This is a genomic window from Pseudomonas sp. LjRoot277 (assembly GCF_964253845.1).
Classification (GTDB): Bacteria; Pseudomonadota; Gammaproteobacteria; order Pseudomonadales; family Pseudomonadaceae; genus Aquipseudomonas.
Window position 1 is genome coordinate 3,068,706 of sequence record NZ_CAXURI020000001.1, and the last position, 17,719, is coordinate 3,086,424.

The following is a 17,719-nucleotide window of genomic DNA, read 5'->3' on the forward strand; positions in this document are numbered from 1 at the left end:
GATTTGATGCCACTGGCATCAAATCTACTGACGTCCAGAGCGTTTGCCGCGTAGTTGGCGTAACTCATTCAGGCACGCTTGGGCGAGCGCAGAGGCAGGTTCGCCCTGTTTTCTGGGTTGGCGTGAGGGTGATGGAGTAAGTGGCTCCGCGACGGGTGAGTGCTCTGTCTGACCTGCCCAAGGACGAAAGTCGCCTTTCAGTGCGCGCTGGATCAGGCCCATCAGATACGCCACTGGCTTGCGGATACCTCCGGCCTTACAGCGTGCCCCCGCTTCGTTGAGCACCGCCTGACGATCCACTGGTTTGAGCTTGTTCAACGCCACAGCGATGACCTGACGCTCGCTTGGCCTCAGGTGTAGCGGATCGGGCCAGTGCAGGTTATCCACCGCTGGGGTCGCGCGCGGTACAGTACAAATACTTTCTTTTAATACAGTACAGGCGGCGTTCGGATTCCGAACGGTGCCGGAATCATTGGCGTTCAAGCCCGGTTCGGAATCCGAACGAGGGCCTGCACGATTCCGAACGCAGTGATCGCCACCCAGTTCGGAATCGTGTAACGCGTCATCGGTTGCCAAATCCAATCCTTGCTGCGTCCAGTGTTCGCCCCAGCTGTCGAGCCGGGTGGGGAGGCGACTCTGATCGATATCCGTGTCTTGGCGGACCTCTGTCACAACGTGCTGAGCGACAATTCGCACCGCCTTGGCTTTATGGGTGAGGCAATGTCCGACCAGCTCCAGGTAATCCTGATCCAGTTCCATGGCTTCGGCGGGGGTTAACGGTTCATCGTGCAGGACGTACAGAGAACCTTGTAGGCGTCCGCTGAGCTGATCGCGGCCACGACTCACCAAGCTGAGCCAGCGCGTCAGCCTGAGCATCGTCAAGACGCGTGCGATGGTTTCACGGGAGGCTGACGCGCCATAGGGCACGCTCGACAGGTAAGGTTGCAAATCCTCATAGCGGGGTGTGACCACACCCTGGCCTTGTAGCATGAGTCGAAACACCTGCCAGGCATTACGTTCCAATGGCGTCAGACGATTATCCAACAGCAACCGACGTGGCACGACTTCGTGTGATTGGCCGCTGAACAGAAAGCCAGCCTGCAGAGCCTGGTAGGAGGGCTGTTCAGTGGTAGGGCGTGCGGGCCAGCGTTCACTCAGCTGCTGGGTGCATTGCTGCAGGACACGCTGCCAGCGACTGGAAGGGGCAGTGTTCATGTTCCGTTGCTGTACTGGTCGATCTGCTGCCAAACGATGGTCAAACTGATCTGTTGTTCTTCGGCCAGCATCATCATGGCGTCGAGCTGATCCTCAGTTCCGTCCTGCGCGCGTAGCTGGCACCATCGCTGCCAGAGCGCATGTTCCTGCGCTTCGCTCAAATGCTGAGGGCGACCCTTACGGGTTTCTATCTTGAGCAGACGTCGGCGCAGGGCGGTTTCCGAATGCGCCAAGCCGAAGCGCTGATACATGATGGTGCTGCTGGCGCCTAGCTTGAGCGCTCGGTTGATCAAGCGCTCGTTCTGCTCGTCGCGGTCGGCTTGCTCGATCAGCCGGTGCAGCACTGGCGAGTCGATCTTGACCTCGACCCAAGACACGGTGGCATGGGCCAGGCGCGACAGCGTGGTGGGGGGTAAAGATTGCAGCAGGTAGATGTCGTCCTCACTCAATCCGAGTGCCTTACAGCGTTGCAGATTACCCAGGCGTAGCTCATGCAGTACCTGGGTCAGCATGGCCTGGTTGAGCACATTGAAGGACGGGCTCATGGCAGCTCCTTCGGTGAGTTGTCATCAGGGGGGAGCGTTAAGTCGATCAGACGGCGAGCCAAACGAATCAGCCGATACAGCTTGATTAACAAACTGTCGGGCAGTCGCTCCAGTCCTACGTCCACGGCGGGACGACCTGTCAGCGGGAGTTGATAGATCCCCAGCAACAGCTGGCCAAACAGGGCTGAGGGCAGTTGCTTGCGATCCTCCCAGTTCACGTCGTCTTGAGCGCGCAACAGGGCCAGGAGCAGTAGGTGAATGCCGGTCGCGCAAGGCGCTGCAAGATCAAGTCGCTCGATGTCGAGGGCGAAGCCCAAGCCATGCTTCTGATCGATGATGCTCTCGGGATGTCCGGCATAGGCGGCCATTTCCCGCGCCAGTCCGGCGATGGCTAAACGCAGTTGTTCGGGGCTATCCAGTGCTGGTGCAATGGGCCAGATGTCGTCGATCGTGCAGCTCTCGTCGGTCGGTGCTGTTTCGGTGGCGGTCTCGCGATCGATCTGTTCGCGAATCTGTTGAACGCGTGACGGAGGGCTGATCGCTGATACAACATTCGTTTCAGGTGGTGTGAGCACTTCCTCTCGCGCTGTTTCGGTCTGGGTTCTGGTCTCAGTTGATTTGGGACGGGACTCGGAGGAGGGAGGTCCTGGCGCGGCTTCACCAACGCTCGGCGGATGGCTGTTCTCTGAGGGTGTGGTGACGACAACGCCAGGAGTCGAGATGACCTGTTGGGTGTCGCTCAGTTCCAGCGCCAACATACGGTAGGACTGTCCGAGCAAGCGGCTCATGCGTTCGAGCAGTTCATCCTGGATCTGCTCAAGATCGAAGGACTCGGGTTCGGCATCGAAGTAACCCAGGGTATCGAGCCAAAATTCGGCGAACGCAATGGTGGCGGTTGGATAACGGTTCCAGGTTCGTTCAGCCTGGCTACGTAGGCCGATCAGGCGTTCGATCTGCGGCTTACCCAATCCGGCATACAGGGTTTGTGGAATGGCGGGTAGTAAGTGTTCAAGGGTGTCGAGCATCCGGCTAATGTGCGACTGCGAAATGGGATAGCCTCCAGCGGCAAGGCGTCGTGCCAGCTCACGTTGCGAGAGCACAGCGCCATCTGGTTCGAGCATGGTTTTGAGTTTGGCTACCGCCAGAGCACGCTCGATGAAGGTGAGTTGGCCGTGCAGATCGCTTTCGGCCAGATGGCCGAGTAGGGCGGTGATTTCATTGGCCCAGGGTCGGAACAGGCAGTGAATGCGAAAAAAACGTTCGTCGCGGGTTTCCTGCCACAGCTCGCCGAGAATCGCCAAGCGCGTATTACCGCCGTTGCGGATGATGAAATAGGTTTCTCCTGGGCGACGGGTAATCGGCGGTGGTTGATCCAGCCCGCGTTCACGGATCGAGGCCTTGATATCGTCATACAGCGGATTACGGATGAAACGCGGGTTGTGTTCATAGGGCCGCAACTGCTCCAGAGTGACCAGCATAGGTGTGTCGATGACTGGATCGGACAGCCGCTCCAGTTCTGGACCCCGAGGGAAGTGGTCCTGGTGCAGCTTGTCAGTGATCTGCTCCTGACTGAGCTTCTTCATTTGAGCAGCCTCAGTTAACGCCGGTTACGCAAATGGTCACCGACCTCGAATTTCACGATATCGGCAGTACCCGAACCTTCGAAATGTTGGGAAAGTTCTGCGAGGAACCACCCCATGGCCGAGCGCCCACCCTGCAGACGAAAGACCACGGTGCAGTACTCCTCGCAAGGTGGGTGGTGTGATCGAATGGATGGCTGAACGATGATGGGAAGTTGATCCAGCATCAAAAGACTCCTGGCCAAACGCTGTTGGCATTAAGGTCGAAAAAAATGACTGGGCGAGAAGTGCCGGCTTGGTGATTCGTCTCATTTAACTTCCGCGCACCTGCTCACCGTAGAGATCGCTTCGCGCCACTCCGGGAACAGTTCGATGGCCAGCGCTTGCATGGTTTCCAGTGCGGATGGCGAGCGTCGTTCACGTGAGCGACGCGTCTCGATTCGATGGACCGGTAAGCCGAGGGAGGCGGCATTGAGATAAGCCACTCGGTCTGGAACTACGGTGTCTAGAACCGAGATATTGATCGTCCCAGCGAAGGTTGCGCGCAGGCCACGGATGATCATCCGAGTGTCCACCCGAATCGCGTTTACCTGGTTCAGTAGCAGTCGCAAGGGGGGCGGTGGAACGCCCAGGTGGCGGAATGGTTCGAGGTCGCTGAGTAGCTTCAAGGTGCCGCGGTGCAGTTCGCGGGCGGCAAGCATTTCCGGGGTGATGGGCGAGAGGGCGAGATCGGAGGCGAGGATGGCTATCTCTAGCAGCACGCTACGTGCGCCCTGAGTGTCGATCAAAAGCAGGTCATAATGGGGGCGGAAATTGGCCAGCAAATTGCGCAGCCGTAATCGCCCATCGGGGGCATGCAGCAGCAAGGGGGGCAGTCGGCCTAGATCATCGTTGGAGAGGATCAGGTCGAGCCCTGCAATCACCGTCCTGGAAATAATCTGTGCAGGAGTTGTCAGGTTGAGTGCGATGAACTCGTACGCACCAGCAACGGTTTTCTGGCTCAAGGCGTAATAGCTGGAGAGAGTGGGCTGGCTATCCAGATCGAGCAGCAGGACGCGCAGACCAGCATCTGCCAGCAGGCCGCCAAGGTTGGCGGCTACTGTGGTTTTGCCCACCCCGCCTTTGGTGGAAACCACCGATACCACACGCATGACATCAGACCTGCTGACCTAAGCGTTCAACGATCCACCGCTCGATCTCCAGCGAATCCCAGCCGACCGCGCGCAGTCCAATGCGTTTGGCTTGAGGGAATTTACCTTCTTTCATCAGGTTGTAGATGTGCGCACGCTTGAAGCCGGTTTTTCGCTCCACCTCGTCACGGCGCATGATGTGACGTTCGACCTGCGGTTGAGGAGCTTCAGTGATGGGGGAGGCTTGGCTGGACATGCTAGTCACTCCTGGCGCTGATTGGCGCGTGGTGGGAAGTGACTTGAATTGAATAGCAGAAAACAGAGGTAGTCATTGCACTGCAATCAAAGGAATTGCAGTGCAATGCATCGATTACTTGTGTTTCTTGAGACTACGGTTGGCTGAGGCAAATTTTTCGTCCAGCGTTCGTTTGCTGAGACCGGGCACATCTCTGTAGCGCGCGAGAACAGCATCGACGATTGCGGCTTGATTCTTGAACACGGAGAGAGGCTTTCCAGCGGGTGAATGGCCCAGCAGCAGGTTGACTAAAACACCAATGATATTCTGATACGTGATTTCGCTACGTTCACTGATGTGGCCATGCGTTTTGACCAATGCTTTGAGCTCATCCCGCTCTAACCCGATTGATTGAAGGTCTTTTAAAAAATCTTGATGGTGGCGCTGTAGCGTTTCCAGCTCTTGCAGGATGACGTCCCGATCAGCTTTAAGTGCTAGGTAGGTTCCTATGCTGACTTTTTCATCAGCATCCTTGCTGGGCTCAAACAGAAAGCTAGGCTTTTGATCGGGATAGTGAACCTGCATCCAGTGGCGCAAATCAGAGTGGCGTATCGTCAGCTGAAAAGGTTCTACGTAAGTCCCCATGCGAACCGAAATGCCGAGACACCCATAAGGCAACTCATCGTTACGTACAGCGTCATAAATTGCTTCAGTAGTCGCGCGCAGGCACGGCCATTGTGGGAAAATTTTTCCAAGCCTCTCTGGGCAGATCTCATCAGCTCTTATTATTTCTGCTTCATGACGAATGAGATTGCACCAACGTAATGCTGCGTCAATCGGTCTATAGAAGGTTTTAGTTTGCGGATTAAAAATTTGCACAGACATATAGGGGCGGACCTCCATTTCCCGTGGATAAGGCCTCCCGCGAAGCATCGCTATGTCAGCAAGCTGATGGTAGCCGCTGCTCTTCTGGATTCCTCGCTCGGTGAGGTTGTTCCACCTACCAATGATTCAATGCTTCGTATATGAACTGCCGTTCAGAATAAAAACGCTAAGCATGGTCGTTATGTTGACTTTTTTGGTCGTTAATGGCTAGCAAAAAAATAATTGTGAGTTCCTCCGGGTTTTCGGATTGTCTACGCTGCCGACATCACCGATGAGCGTATCGGTCATGGTCGAACAGTTGGCCGCCGTTAGCGTTGTTACACGCCAGGCGAGAGATATCGAGCCTAAGAACAATGCCGATGCGACCGGGCGCGACTTTTGCGGTCATGCGTGTAAAGCCGATCCCGCAAGCGATGCTGAGCCCAGAATGTCCAAAATTGTCGTTGACAGCATGACTTTCAATCCTCAGGCGGCAGGTCTGCGTGGTGTCGGGAGCCGTTGCGTCCTTGATCTTTTGTTCAGTCTGACCACAGCAAAGGACCAATAATCAGGTGAGTTTGGAGTAAATCAGCACGTGAGCTGATGGCGTTGATCTGTGAGGTCTTGGGAGCGTTGTGTGGAGGGGCGAAGGCGGTCCAGTTAAACAAGAAGTCATTCGCGTGACTCATTGGGAAAAATCAGCAGAAGGTGCAATCTTCCGACGTGCTTCCGTTATTTACTGACGAGCGTCAACAGCTAGCCTAGACCAAGGCTACGAGTGGGAGAACATCAGCTTTACTCCAGCCGCTCCGAAAACTAGCGCAAGGGTGCCTTCGATCCATCGGCGCGCTCGGCGGTATCCCCGAATCATAGGCGCGGTGGAGAAGACGATCGCATAGCTACAGAAGATAGTGACGCTAAGCACGGCGCAACCGGCCAGAATAATCGCGACTGTTTTTGGCGAAGCTTGCGGCCCCAAGCCAAGGGTCATGGTAGCGATCCAACCGAGTAGTGCCTTGGGGTTTGTGAGATGCATGAGCAAGCCGCGCTGATACAGGCTGTACCCCGAGACTTTTGACGCGGCCGCTATCTCTTTCTCGAGCCGCTCATTGGACGTTAGAGCAGAGCGGCCTGCTTTGATGGCAAGGAAGAGCAGGTAAGCACCGCCAACCGTTTTTAAGACGCCCAGCGCTTGCGCATATTGTGCCAGGACCGCTGAGACGCCCGTGGCTGCCATCGATCCCCAGAAAATCGAACCACTGATGACACCCGCTGCTAGCAGGAGCGCAGGTTGCCTGCCTTGGTTCATCGCGACGCCCATTATCCGCATGTTGCTCGGTCCAGGGCTCGCCGCTCCAACAATATAGGCCGTGAATACGAGGAGGAGATGGTGGTAATCAAATGACATTAAAAGCACCTTAACGAAGTTCTATGCCAGTCACGGCTCTGTTGCTAGCAGCCCTATGACGGGGCGATGATGGACGACCACAAGAGCCGACCCGCGCGGACTCCTCTGTAAGCCTCAGTGCGATACTGTCTGAACGCTATATTTCACGCCCGGATTGGTGGATCTCCGTTACAGACATGGTGAATATCAGTTTTGATTTGCCGTTATTCGAGTAGGCATGAGGTACGTCTGTTTTTGCTACGGCTGAGCAACCCGCAGAAATGCTCAGTTCGGTATCACCTACTGTGAAGTGGAGTGTCCCTTTCTCCACATGAAATAGCTCAGTTGTGCCGTGAGGATGCCCTGAGGAGGCAAAGGTTTCGCCGGGAAACATTTCCCAGCGCCAAAGCTCAATCATGTTCGGACCACTGCTTCCAGCCAGGAGTCGAGCCGTCCCTCCCATGTTTCCTGTCCAGAGTGTGGGAATATCCTTGCTTTCGATGAGGTGGGCTGTTGGGGCGTCGGACACGTTCACGACATCAGCAACTGAAAGGCCCAAAGCAGCAGCGATTTTGCACAGGATCGCGATGCTTGGGTTAGCCGTGCATTTCTCTATCTCGACCACCATGCCCTTGCTGACACCGGAGCGACGGGAAAGCTCGTCGAGAGTGATTTTCCGCTTCTTCCGTTCCTGTTTGAGCCTACGGGAAACTGCCTCGCTAACGGTTTGAACGTCGGCCCCGGTGTTGGTCGGTATATTGACTATTTTGGTCATTGGTCGCTAGTATGAAGTGAAATTTAGGATTAAAGGGATTCTCTGATGCTGTCCGTACTGCCGTCAATCGACCAAGACGTAATCAATTTGGCACCTGAGTTCAGAGCGCTCAGCATTGTGGTCGAAGCTGCACCAATCGCCAATCCAGATATTGGCAAGGACGCTTTGTCTCGAGCCTGTCAATCAGTCACGGCGGGTGGTGCACTATGGGCGGACGCTCACCTGACCGCTTGGGCGGATCTCTTCCGAAAATTCGGTGCCAAGCCGCAGCGCACCCCTTGCTCAGCTGAAGCTCTTCGCAAACGGGTCCTGCGTGACGGTAGTCTGCCGAGTATCGATCCAGTGGTTGATCTCTATAACGCCATCAGCATTGAGTACGCAGTTCCTGTCGGCGGTGAGAACGTCGAAGCCTATGTGGGCTCGCCGCGACTCGCTGTAGCTGATGGGTCGGAACCTTTCGACACCATGAAAGAAGGTGCTCCAGCCCACGAATATCCTGATTCTGGCGAGGTTGTTTGGCGGGACGATAAGGGGGTGACTTGCCGTCGTTGGAATTGGCGCCAGGGCGTCAGAACACGGCTCAGTGCAGATGCGAAGCACATGTGGTTCATTCTGGAAAGTCTGCCGACAATGCCGCTCGAGGCATTGACTGAAGCGGGTGACAAGCTGATAGAAGGCCTGCAACTGATGATGCCAGGCGCTCAGATTGAGAGTGTACTTATCGGTCCAGGTGCCAATTAGTAAATAAGCGAGACGGCACGGGCTGCTTGTGGGGATGCATACGGGGTTATGTCCAATCTTGCCTCGCACGCAGCCTTTTTGATCGGTGGCAATCATGCCCAACCACATCACGTTGGAAAAGCCTGCAGCTGAATCGAAGAAATCTCCATAGCGCATGGTGTCGATTATTGAGCGATGTATGCTTCGGAGTCAGTCCGTCCTGTGGTGATCTAATTGCAGAATCACACAATGGAGTCCTGAACTATGTTTACCGGTCTTAGCGCATTTCCTTTGACGCCAATGAATGAGCAGGGTGTGGATGAAGGAGCATTTACTCGCCTTGTGGAGCAACTGGTGGCTGCGAAAGTAGATTCTATCGGTGCGCTCGGGTCTACAGGAAGCTATGCGTACCTTTCTCGGACTGAACGCTCACGAGTTACGCAGTTGGCAGTAGAGGCAGCCGGGAATGTTCCCGTCATGGTAAGCATAGGATCGCTGCGTACACGTGATGTGCTGTTGTTGGCAGAAGATGCGCAAAAGGCGGGAGTCAAAGCATTGTTGCTGCCGCCCGTTTCCTATCAGAAGCTATCAGCTGAAGATGTTTTTTCGCTGTACGAAACGGTCACCGCCAATATCTCCGTCCCGCTATGCGTCTATGACAACCCCGGCACCACCCATTTCGAATTTACTGATGAGCTTCACGGACGCATTGCCCGCCTGCCGAATGTGCACTCGATCAAGATCCCTGGCGTTCCTGAAGCACCAGATCAGGCCAAGGCACGAGTCGATCGCCTTCGGGCATTGATTCCGGAGCACGTAACGATTGGGGTAAGCGGGGATGTATTTGCTGCTACTGGATTGAACGCAGGCTGTGAGGTCTGGTACTCCGTCATTGGGGGCTTGTTCCCGAAAACAGCCCTGGCAATCACGCGTGCTGCGTTGTCGGGTAACGCCGAAGAAGCGACTCGCCTTTCCGAATCTTTGAAGCCCCTATGGGCTCTCTTCACACAATTTGGGGGAAGCTTGCGCGTTGTTGCAACGGCGGCCGAGCTTCGTGGATTCACCCACTCTCCAAGCTTGCCATTGCCACTCAGAACCATAAGTGGAGCAGGGCGTCAGCAAATTGCTGCGGTGATCGACGAGCTCGAACTGAGCTGAGCAGTAAGTGCTGCGAACGCATCCGATACGCCGAGCTGCATCTTTACAATGATACAGCTCAGCAGGTGCGGTAGGGCCGATGTTGAGTCGGCTTTGACCGGCGCAGTGACCCTAATATTGGGCGAGCAGATCAGTTATAGGAGCAAAGTGAATGTACATCCCCCCTCAGTTCGAAGAGTCTCGTGTTGGCGTTTTGCAAGAAGTCATTATGCGAAATCCGCTTGGGTCACTTGTCACTTGTTCGGGTGATGGGATTGACGCCAATCACCTACCTTTTGAACTTGTACTCCGCAGCGGAGCGCTTGGGGTGCTGCAGGCGCATGTGGCGCGGAATAATCCCCTATGGCATGAAGTCGCCCAGGGCAGCGAGGTGTTGGTGATATTTCGAGCTCAAGATGCGTATATATCGCCGCAATGGTATCCGAGCAAACAGGATTTCCATCAGCAAGTCCCCACTTGGAACTACCGGGTCGTGCACGCATTTGGTCGTGTGACGTTTCACGATGATGCTCAGTACGTGCGTCGGGTCGTAGCAAAGCTGACCAAGTCTCATGAAGCGACTCAGCCCACACCTTGGAAAATGACCGATAGTCCCAAGGAGTACATAGATGCCATGCTGAAAAAAATTGTAGGGGTCGAGATCGAAATCACGAGGCTAGCGGGGAAATTCAAGCTCGGTCAGGATGAGGAAGCCCGTGATATCCGAGGTGCTGGCGATGCTTTGGTCTCGCGTAATGAGCGAGGAATTGGATTGGCCATGCTTGAGTGCGCTGATAATAAAGACATTTAGCATCTTCCTTCCCACTTACAAAAAGGCGCCTCCTGAAATAAAGGAGCACTTCTATTCGTGACGCTCCTCATAAAAATCGTCGGCACTTATGAATTGTCTTTGCAGTGAGGACGCGTCAGAAGAAGGTGGCTTGCTGAGGCATTTTTTTGAGATCGCTGCTTCGGGCCGGCGGGCCGGCTTACTCAGTTTGAATCACACCGAAGCCTCGTTCGACATTTGAGTGGAATTGTCTCAGGTTCCTTTTATGCATCCAGCGCTCGTCATATTGGGGGTAACAGCTGCTTGATCGGGTATGCAGATCATCGAAAGGTTTCCTATTACGTATCATCGCCATACATGGGCCGGTCAATCAGTGCCTAGAGCTTCAAAAACGTTGTGAAATGGTCCTTGTGATCCAGCAGGAGCTCACGAGGCAAGATAGTCGCCACACTTCCTCGATGCTGCAATCCGTGTGATAGCACGTGTGCAAGAACCTGCTCTTTCGTCATGTTGCCTGGTTTTCCATCCTTGAAAATAAACGCAACCGGATCAGACAGTTCGATTGCAGTGATCGACTGGGTGTAGTTCACAAACCATTGATTCGCTGAAGAAAAGCACTCTTCCAGTCGTCCCAGGTCTTGTTTCTGTTCGGTCAGGATGGAGTCAAATTCATCCGGTTTTCCCTGCAGTCTGGCAATGAACAGCTGGTCAACAATATTGATATGGGCTAGCCAGTAGAGTGCTTCCTCTATTTCCGTTGGAAATTTTTTTGCCGCGGGGGCCTTCAAGCACTTGAACAGTTCCTCCTCAGACCATGCCTTGTATTTGTAAAGCGAATGAAGAAGGTTCTTGGCACTCATGGCGTTCTCCTGGATTTCTAATTTTCTGGCTGCCCTGGACCTTCTGATGGGAATGCGGATAGGGCTCCTTTCCGCAGGGGGATAGCCGTGCACGGTCGGATAGATGGGATAGTCACTATATTGACTTTTTTAGTCAATAGTTGGTAGCTTGAACGGCAAGCGACGAAAGTGGCTATGTGGTAGCTGAGTGATGGGTGATTGGCCTGGCGCGGGCGATGTGCGACCCCTCACCATCTGTGTTTGCAGATGACGATGATCTCGCTCAACGCTTCAGAAGAAGGCCTCACATTGCACAGGAAAGGCTCACTGCAGCACTGAATTTCAGCAGGGCGCCGCCTTACGGGTGGAAGGCTCAGAAAAGGCGAGAGGGTGTCTCAAATCATGAAGTACGTCAGCACACGGACGCCTGGTAAAGAATTCGAGTTCAGCGAGGTCCTCATGGGGGCGTACGCACCGGATGGTGGGCTTTTCGTTCCTAGCAAGGTTCCTCGCTTCAAAAGCGATGATCTCCTGAAGCTTGAATGGCTACCATTTCACGAACTGGCACGTCATGTAATCGAGCCGTTCCTAGGTGAATATATCCCTCAAAATGAACTGTCTCGAATTCTTGAGGAGACATTTGACCGTTTTAAAAGTAACGCTGTTGCGCCGCTCTATCAGACGGCTACCAATGAGTGGGTATTAGAACTATTCCATGGTCCGGCAGGGGTCTATCAAGACTTCGGTCTCCAATTGATGTCTCGTCTGGTTGAATACTCTTTACTAAAGTCCGGAAAGAAAGCGCTTGTCGTTGGTTGCACTGGTGGAGACACCGGTGTCGCGGCCATCAAAGCCTTCAATGGCATGGAAGGTGTGACTGTGATTGTTCTGCATCCTTCCAGAGGAATAACAGATGAGCATCGGCGTCGCTTATTAGGCACTGCCGAAGAAAATGTTGTAAATATTTTGGTTGAGGGTGATTACGCCGATTGTCATCAGCTGTGCGAAAAATTTCACAGAGGCATTAACGAAACAGGTCAACAATTAATATCTTTCAATTCGGTGAATTGGGTGAGGGTGCTGGCGCATCTGTCCTTCTACTTCTACTCGTCGCTTCAATTAGGTGCGCCTAAAAGAGAGGTGGCGTTCAGTGTGCCTACCGGAAATTTTGGTGCTCTCTATGCAGGCTATATTGCAAGGGAAATGGGGTTGCCCATCAGGCAGCTAATTGTAGCAACGAATACCAACGCGGGTTTGCATAACTTTCTTCAGTCTAACCTGTATAGGCGTAATGAGATTCGTACTACCAACACGCCTTGCATGAATGTGTCGTTAGCCTCTAATTTCGAGCGGCTGCAATGGAGTATTCTCAATCGGTGCAGTGATAAAGTGGCTAGAAATATGGAACTACTAGAGACGGATGGCCAAATTCAACTGGAACAGGATGAGTGGTTAGAGGCGCGAAAGCTATTTGATTCTTTGGCGGTAGAGGATGCAGAGGCATTTTCCTGTATTCATGAAGTCTTTGTTAAAAGTGGTTACTTGATCAGTCCTAATACCGCGATTGGATTACGAGCTGCGCGAATTAACAGGCGTAGCTTACTGACACCAATGATCTGCTTGGCCACGACGCATCCTTCAAGCTCTGCCTCAGTTCTGGCTGAAGCCGATGTTCAATCTCCAATGAGTGTGGTGAGTGCTCACCCCTTCTCTAACGACGAATGCATTTCAATTTCCAATGATGTTGGCATCCTTACGGAACTCATCAAGGCGATATCCCAAGACACGAAGTCTCGCTCGCTATAATCCTGGAGTTAGAGATGAAACGCGCTTTAGATAAGACGGATGAAAAAATACTGGAAGAGCTTACTCGTAATGCTCGACTTGCGCATAACGACATTGCCATGAAAGTTAATTTGTCTAGGAATGCTGTCAGGCTCAGGATTGAACGGTTGGAGCGGGACGGATATATCAGGGGTTATACCATAATCAAAGGTGCGCCACCTTCCGAGGTTGCGCCAATTAATGCCCTTATTTTTGTGTATCGAAAAGACCGAATGCGCGGTGCTGAGGTAGTGCGTTCAATTGTCTCAATGCCTGAGATCGTGTCCTGCAATGTGATGAGTGGTGACCTGGATATTGTAGTGACAGTTGAAGCGGCAAGTTCGGATTGTATTCATCGGGTCTGGAGCGACATATCCACGTTGCCAGGAGTTCTGAATACGGTTACGTCATTTGTATTGTCTTGCACGAAGTAGGTTGGTAGGAAATCAAAATGCTCTCTCCTGCGAGCATTTTGCTCGCAACAATGATCGGTTTGCCATATTCGTATGAGCACTGCTGCAGTTTAGTATTTCAGTACCGAAAACATAACAATGAGGCCCATGTCGTGACTGAATATAAAATTGCTTTGCTTGGTTTTGGTGGTGTAAACCGTGCGTTGACGCAGCTCATTGCAGATAAGAACGAGCACTGGGCTAATGAATTTGGTTTTAAGCTAAAAATTGTTGGTGTCAGTGACCTTTACTTTGGCTCCATTATCAACAAGAACGGGTTGGATGCCCACGAATTGGCCGCAGTTCCTGCTGCAAAAGGGGGGTTTAGAACATTGCCAGCGGGCTGTGCTGAGCCTGCCAATGAGACGGTTATCCGTTTCTCGGGGGCCGATCTTATCGCCGAGGCGACGTTCACCAACCCTGTAGACGGAGAGCCAGCTACGACTTTCTGTCGCTGGGCTCTGGAAAAAGGTATCAGTGTGGTCACCACCAACAAAGGGCCGGTGGCGTTACACGCTGAAAGCCTGAAAGCATTGGCCAGAAGCACCGGTGCCCAATTCGAGTTTGAAGGCTCGGTAATGAGCGGCACTCCCGTCATTCGTCTGGCTAAAGAGTCGCTGGCCGGCTCGGAAATTAGCGGGTTTAAGGGCATCTTGAATGGTACGTCCAATTTCGTACTTTCTAGCATGGAAGAAGGTCTCGACTTCTCTGAGGCAGTCGCCAAGGCTCAGGAACTCGGTTACGCAGAAGCTGACCCCACCGCAGACGTGGAAGGGCATGATGTTCGTCTTAAAGTAGTCATTTTGGCGAATGAGCTTCTGGGGGCGAAGTTGACGCCGAGCGATGTCCTTTGCAAAGGCATCTCGGGGATCACGTCAACAGATATCGCCGAAGCAACGAAGGCCAATGCCCGGTGGAAACTAATTGGCAGCGCGGAAAAAATGAGCAATGGCTCCATCACTGCATCTGTTAGTCCTCAATTGTTGCCTCAAGGGGACGCACTGGCCGGTGTGAGTGGTGCAACGAATGCAATTACCTTTACTACAAATCTTCTGGGTCCGGTAACGGTTGTCGGAGCGGGTGCAGGTCGGTTTGAAACAGCATTCGCCTTACTCTCGGATATCGTCAGCATTCACAAGAACAAAACTAAGATAGGTAAATGATCATGAATAGCTTGAGTCTTTCGCTCGCTGTTGATTATAAAACCATAACAGTTTTGAGCCCGTATGATGGCGCTGCAGTTGGAGAGGTGACGGACATGCCTGCTTCATTTGCCACTGCGATCATTGATACGGCGAAGCTTGGTGCGCTGATCGCCAAAGAACTTCCAAGGCACGAACGTGCTCGCATACTGGAAAAAACCGCTTCTTTGGTCGAGAGCGACAAGGAGGCGTTTGCCAGTCTGATTGTTGCCGAGTCGGGAAAAACGATCAAGCAGGCGAGAAAGGAGGTTTTACGCTGCGTCAATACGCTGAAACTGTCCGCTGAGGAGGCCAAACGTAATGCAGGCGAAGTGATTCCGTTTGACTCCTATGTAGGATCCGAGTCCCGTCAGGGATGGTTTACTCGGGAGCCTTTGGGTGTAATTGTTGCAATTACCCCATACAACGACCCACTTAACCTGGTCGCTCACAAATTGGGGCCTGCGATCGCTGGCGGTAATGCTGTTGTACTCAAACCCTCTGAGCTCTCTCCGTTATCTGCCATTAAGCTGGTGGCCTGCCTGAACGCTGCGGGTCTCCCTCCTGCGGTCGTGTCCATTGCAACTGGAGGGGCCGCGCTGGGCAAGGCACTGGTCGCTCATCGAGCGGTACGTATGGTTTCCTTCACGGGCGGTTTTGTTACCGGTGAGCAGATCTCTCGCAATGCAGGCCTTAAAAAACTGGCGATGGATTTGGGGGGTAATGCCCCGGTTATCGTCATGGGCGATTGTGATCTGAATGAAGCCGTTGAGTCCTGTGTATCAGGCGCTTTTTGGGCCGCCGGTCAAAATTGTATCGGTACCCAACGAATTCTTGTTGAAGAGACAATATATGAAGAGTTCAAAAATAAATTTGTTGTGAAGACAAGTGCTTTAGTCGTGGGAAATCCTGCTGACGAAAGCACGGATGTTGGGCCAATGATTTCTGAAGCTGCTGCAAAACGCACTGAAGAAGTAGTCGTCGAGGCAATCGATAAAGGGGCTAACCTGTTATTTGGTAATGTACGCCAAGGCTCGCTTTACTCACCGACGGTCCTGGAGAATGTTAGCCAAAGCTGTAAAGTTTGGTGTGAGGAAGTATTCAGTCCGGTTGTCATCCTTCAAAGCGTGGCCTCGCTTGATGAGGCGCTGACGCTGGCTAATGAGCCAGAGTACAGTTTGCATGCGGGTATTTTTACCAGCAATTTGAATGTCGCCATGAAAGCAGCTAAACGACTCGAAGCCGGCGGCGTCATGATTAATGACTCATCTGACTATCGTTTTGATGCAATGCCATTTGGTGGTTCCAAATACGGCAGCATGGGGCGTGAAGGTGTGCGTTTTGCATATGAAGATATGACACAACCAAAAGTGATTTGCTTAAACGGTGTTGGCGGAAGTTGATTAAAGGATCGATGTGAATCCCTAGGATTAAATCGGGTCCTCGGCAAGGCTCTTCAGGTCGGTAGAGCCTTGCCCAATACAACAATAAAAGGTAACAAAATGAGTGTGAATGATCTTAATCCCACACGCGTGCCATCGTCTGGTGCAACTCGAAAGAGAGACTTCAGCGCAGAAGATGCTGGCTATCAAAAGGTGCTCAAGCCTCGCCAGGTTCAGATGATTGCCATAGGGGGGGCAATCGGAAGCGGTCTATTCATGGGCGCAGGCGCACGACTCGCTGAAGCCGGACCCTCGCTTGTGTTTGTCTATGCAATCTGTGGCTTTTTTGCGTGGTTCATCATTCGGGCTATGGGCGAACTGGTGATGTATCGCCCATCCTCGGGCTCGTTCGTCTCCTATGCTCGAGAGTTCTACGGTGAGAAATGGGCTTTTGCCGTGGGATGGATGTACTGGACTGACTGGGTAATGGTTGCCATTGCAGATCTCACAGCGACAGCGCTCTACCTGAATTTCTTCAAAGCCTATGTCCCTTTCATGGGCGACATCCCTCAATGGTCCTTGGCACTGGGAGCATTGGGTTTTGTTACTGCGATTAACCTTGTCTCGGTAAAAATTTTTGGTGAACTTGAATTTTGGTTTGCCCTGATCAAGGTGGCTGCATTAACGACTTTCCTTGGGATTGGCATTTACATGGTGTTGTTCGGCACTCCGCTGCCAGGCCATGAGGTCGGGTTCAAACTGATTTCTGACAATGGCGGTTGGTTCCCATCAGGCCTTTTGCCCGCCGTAATCATGATCCAGGGGGTGATATTTGCGTATGGCAGTGTGGAGTTGGTTGGTACTGCAGCTGGCGAAGCCCAAGACGTCGCTACAGTCATGCCGAAAGCAATTCGGGCAGTTGTTTTCCGCATTATTGTTTTTTACGTTGGTTCTGTATTGCTGTTGGCAATGCTGCTCCCCCACACCGCGTACTCGGCGGGGGTAAGCCCGTTTGTGACGTTCTTTGGCTCGCTGGGGGTCAAGGGTGCGGACGCGATTATGAACATGGTCTTGATTACCGCGGCGGTGTCTTCTCTGAACGCTGGCATTTACTCCACTGGCCGGGTGCTTCGCTCGCTGGCAATCAACGGATCAGCCCCTAGCTTCCTGGCCAAGATGAACCGTCAAGGTGTTCCGTTCGCTGGCATCATGCTGACGACCGTTGCTTCACTAATTGGTGTCGTACTTAACGCGATTGTTCCGGGGGAAGCCTTTGAAATCGCGCTGACACTCACTGCCGTTATGTTGATCGGTTCGTGGTCAACAATCGTCCTGTGTCAGATCAAGCTCTTCAAATACTCCCAGCAAGGTGATCTGGAGCGTCCGGGGTTTCGAATGCCGTTTGCGCCTTACAGTGGTTACGCGACTTTGGGGTTCTTCGGTTTGGTTCTGGTTCTGATCGCATTCGATTATCCCGTAGGTACGTACTCGATTGCTTCGCTTCCGTTTTATGCCGCCGCTCTTGTTGTTGGTTGGTACATGGTTCGTGGGCGTGTTCGTGCAATTGAGAGTGGTGAATTAGTCTTTGACGAAAATCAAGAGTTGGTCCGAGCAGATCAGACCAATCATCCTTCTTTCACTGACCTTCAGAATCAATGACACC

Annotated in this window: 19 protein-coding genes; 9 read left to right on the forward strand and 10 right to left on the reverse strand. The window is 53.0% G+C overall.

What is annotated here, in order from left to right; translation table 11 throughout:
- Positions 1-24: 24 nt before the first annotated feature.
- The 7 genes from ACSQ87_RS14540 to ACSQ87_RS14570 all read right to left on the reverse strand — a co-directional run bounded on the left by ACSQ87_RS14540 (position 25) and on the right by ACSQ87_RS14570 (position 5,590).
- A complete protein-coding gene (locus ACSQ87_RS14540; RefSeq protein WP_034113347.1) occupies positions 25-1,215 on the reverse strand; it encodes an STY4528 family pathogenicity island replication protein in 1,191 nt (396 codons plus the stop codon).
- Complete coding sequence (locus tag ACSQ87_RS14545; RefSeq protein WP_034113345.1) at positions 1,212-1,760, reverse strand: DUF2857 domain-containing protein; 549 nt, start codon at positions 1,758-1,760, stop codon at positions 1,212-1,214. Before ACSQ87_RS14545 ends, ACSQ87_RS14540 begins: the two co-directional genes overlap by 4 nt.
- Entirely contained in the window at positions 1,757-3,343 is a 1,587-nt protein-coding gene (locus tag ACSQ87_RS14550) for a ParB family protein (RefSeq protein WP_169859582.1), read from the reverse strand. Before ACSQ87_RS14550 ends, ACSQ87_RS14545 begins: the two co-directional genes overlap by 4 nt.
- Positions 3,344-3,357: 14 nt before the next feature.
- Positions 3,358-3,567 (reverse strand): hypothetical protein, encoded by a 210-nt coding sequence (locus tag ACSQ87_RS14555; protein WP_413790942.1) that lies wholly within the window; start codon positions 3,565-3,567, stop codon positions 3,358-3,360.
- A gap of 81 nt (positions 3,568-3,648) precedes the next feature.
- Positions 3,649-4,491 (reverse strand): ParA family protein, encoded by an 843-nt coding sequence (locus ACSQ87_RS14560; RefSeq protein ID WP_436273718.1) that lies wholly within the window; start codon positions 4,489-4,491, stop codon positions 3,649-3,651.
- A 4-nt stretch (positions 4,492-4,495) separates the two neighbouring features.
- Positions 4,496-4,726, reverse strand: a complete 231-nt coding sequence (locus tag ACSQ87_RS14565) for an AlpA family phage regulatory protein (RefSeq protein WP_413790944.1) — start codon at positions 4,724-4,726, stop codon at positions 4,496-4,498.
- Between the two features lie 114 nt (positions 4,727-4,840).
- Positions 4,841-5,590: a hypothetical protein gene (locus tag ACSQ87_RS14570; RefSeq protein WP_429541878.1), complete on the reverse strand. Its 750-nt coding sequence runs from the start codon at positions 5,588-5,590 to the stop codon at positions 4,841-4,843.
- Positions 5,591-5,876: 286 nt separating this feature from the next.
- On the opposite strand from ACSQ87_RS14570, the gene ACSQ87_RS14575 reads away from it, so the two are divergent.
- A complete protein-coding gene (locus ACSQ87_RS14575; RefSeq protein ID WP_436273719.1) occupies positions 5,877-6,137 on the forward strand; it encodes a hypothetical protein in 261 nt (86 codons plus the stop codon).
- Between the two features lie 204 nt (positions 6,138-6,341).
- Here ACSQ87_RS14575 and ACSQ87_RS14580 read toward each other — a convergent pair whose 3' ends face one another.
- Both ACSQ87_RS14580 and ACSQ87_RS14585 read right to left on the reverse strand, forming a co-directional pair.
- Positions 6,342-6,977 (reverse strand): LysE family translocator, encoded by a 636-nt coding sequence (locus tag ACSQ87_RS14580; protein ID WP_436273720.1) that lies wholly within the window; start codon positions 6,975-6,977, stop codon positions 6,342-6,344.
- 136 nt (positions 6,978-7,113) lie between these two features.
- Positions 7,114-7,731: a helix-turn-helix domain-containing protein gene (locus ACSQ87_RS14585; RefSeq protein ID WP_436273721.1), complete on the reverse strand. Its 618-nt coding sequence runs from the start codon at positions 7,729-7,731 to the stop codon at positions 7,114-7,116.
- 45 nt (positions 7,732-7,776) lie between these two features.
- Between ACSQ87_RS14585 and ACSQ87_RS14590 the strand changes: the two genes are divergently transcribed.
- From ACSQ87_RS14590 to ACSQ87_RS14600, 3 genes are all read left to right on the forward strand, one after another.
- The gene (locus tag ACSQ87_RS14590; RefSeq protein ID WP_436273722.1) at positions 7,777-8,472 is read left to right on the forward strand and encodes a B3/B4 domain-containing protein; all 696 of its coding nucleotides are present in this window, start codon (positions 7,777-7,779) and stop codon (positions 8,470-8,472) included.
- A 243-nt stretch (positions 8,473-8,715) separates the two neighbouring features.
- Positions 8,716-9,609, forward strand: a complete 894-nt coding sequence (locus tag ACSQ87_RS14595) for a dihydrodipicolinate synthase family protein (protein ID WP_436273723.1) — start codon at positions 8,716-8,718, stop codon at positions 9,607-9,609.
- Between the two features lie 151 nt (positions 9,610-9,760).
- Entirely contained in the window at positions 9,761-10,399 is a 639-nt protein-coding gene (locus ACSQ87_RS14600) for an FMN-binding negative transcriptional regulator (protein WP_436273724.1), read from the forward strand.
- 356 nt (positions 10,400-10,755) lie between these two features.
- On the opposite strand, the gene ACSQ87_RS14605 is transcribed toward ACSQ87_RS14600, so the two are convergent.
- Complete coding sequence (locus ACSQ87_RS14605) at positions 10,756-11,238, reverse strand: DinB family protein (protein WP_436273725.1); 483 nt, start codon at positions 11,236-11,238, stop codon at positions 10,756-10,758.
- Between the two features lie 381 nt (positions 11,239-11,619).
- Between ACSQ87_RS14605 and thrC the strand changes: the two genes are divergently transcribed.
- The 5 genes from thrC to ACSQ87_RS14630 all read left to right on the forward strand — a co-directional run bounded on the left by thrC (position 11,620) and on the right by ACSQ87_RS14630 (position 17,715).
- On the forward strand, positions 11,620-13,023 hold the full coding sequence (thrC, locus tag ACSQ87_RS14610; protein WP_436273726.1) for a threonine synthase: 1,404 nt from the start codon (positions 11,620-11,622) through the stop codon (positions 13,021-13,023).
- Between the two features lie 14 nt (positions 13,024-13,037).
- A complete protein-coding gene (locus tag ACSQ87_RS14615; RefSeq protein ID WP_064676927.1) occupies positions 13,038-13,475 on the forward strand; it encodes an Lrp/AsnC family transcriptional regulator in 438 nt (145 codons plus the stop codon).
- Positions 13,476-13,606: 131 nt separating this feature from the next.
- A complete protein-coding gene (locus ACSQ87_RS14620; RefSeq protein WP_436273727.1) occupies positions 13,607-14,656 on the forward strand; it encodes a homoserine dehydrogenase in 1,050 nt (349 codons plus the stop codon).
- A gap of 2 nt (positions 14,657-14,658) precedes the next feature.
- Positions 14,659-16,077 (forward strand): aldehyde dehydrogenase family protein, encoded by a 1,419-nt coding sequence (locus tag ACSQ87_RS14625; protein ID WP_436273728.1) that lies wholly within the window; start codon positions 14,659-14,661, stop codon positions 16,075-16,077.
- A 99-nt stretch (positions 16,078-16,176) separates the two neighbouring features.
- The gene (locus ACSQ87_RS14630) at positions 16,177-17,715 is read left to right on the forward strand and encodes an amino acid permease (protein WP_436273729.1); all 1,539 of its coding nucleotides are present in this window, start codon (positions 16,177-16,179) and stop codon (positions 17,713-17,715) included.
- The last annotated feature ends 4 nt before the right edge of the window (positions 17,716-17,719 follow it).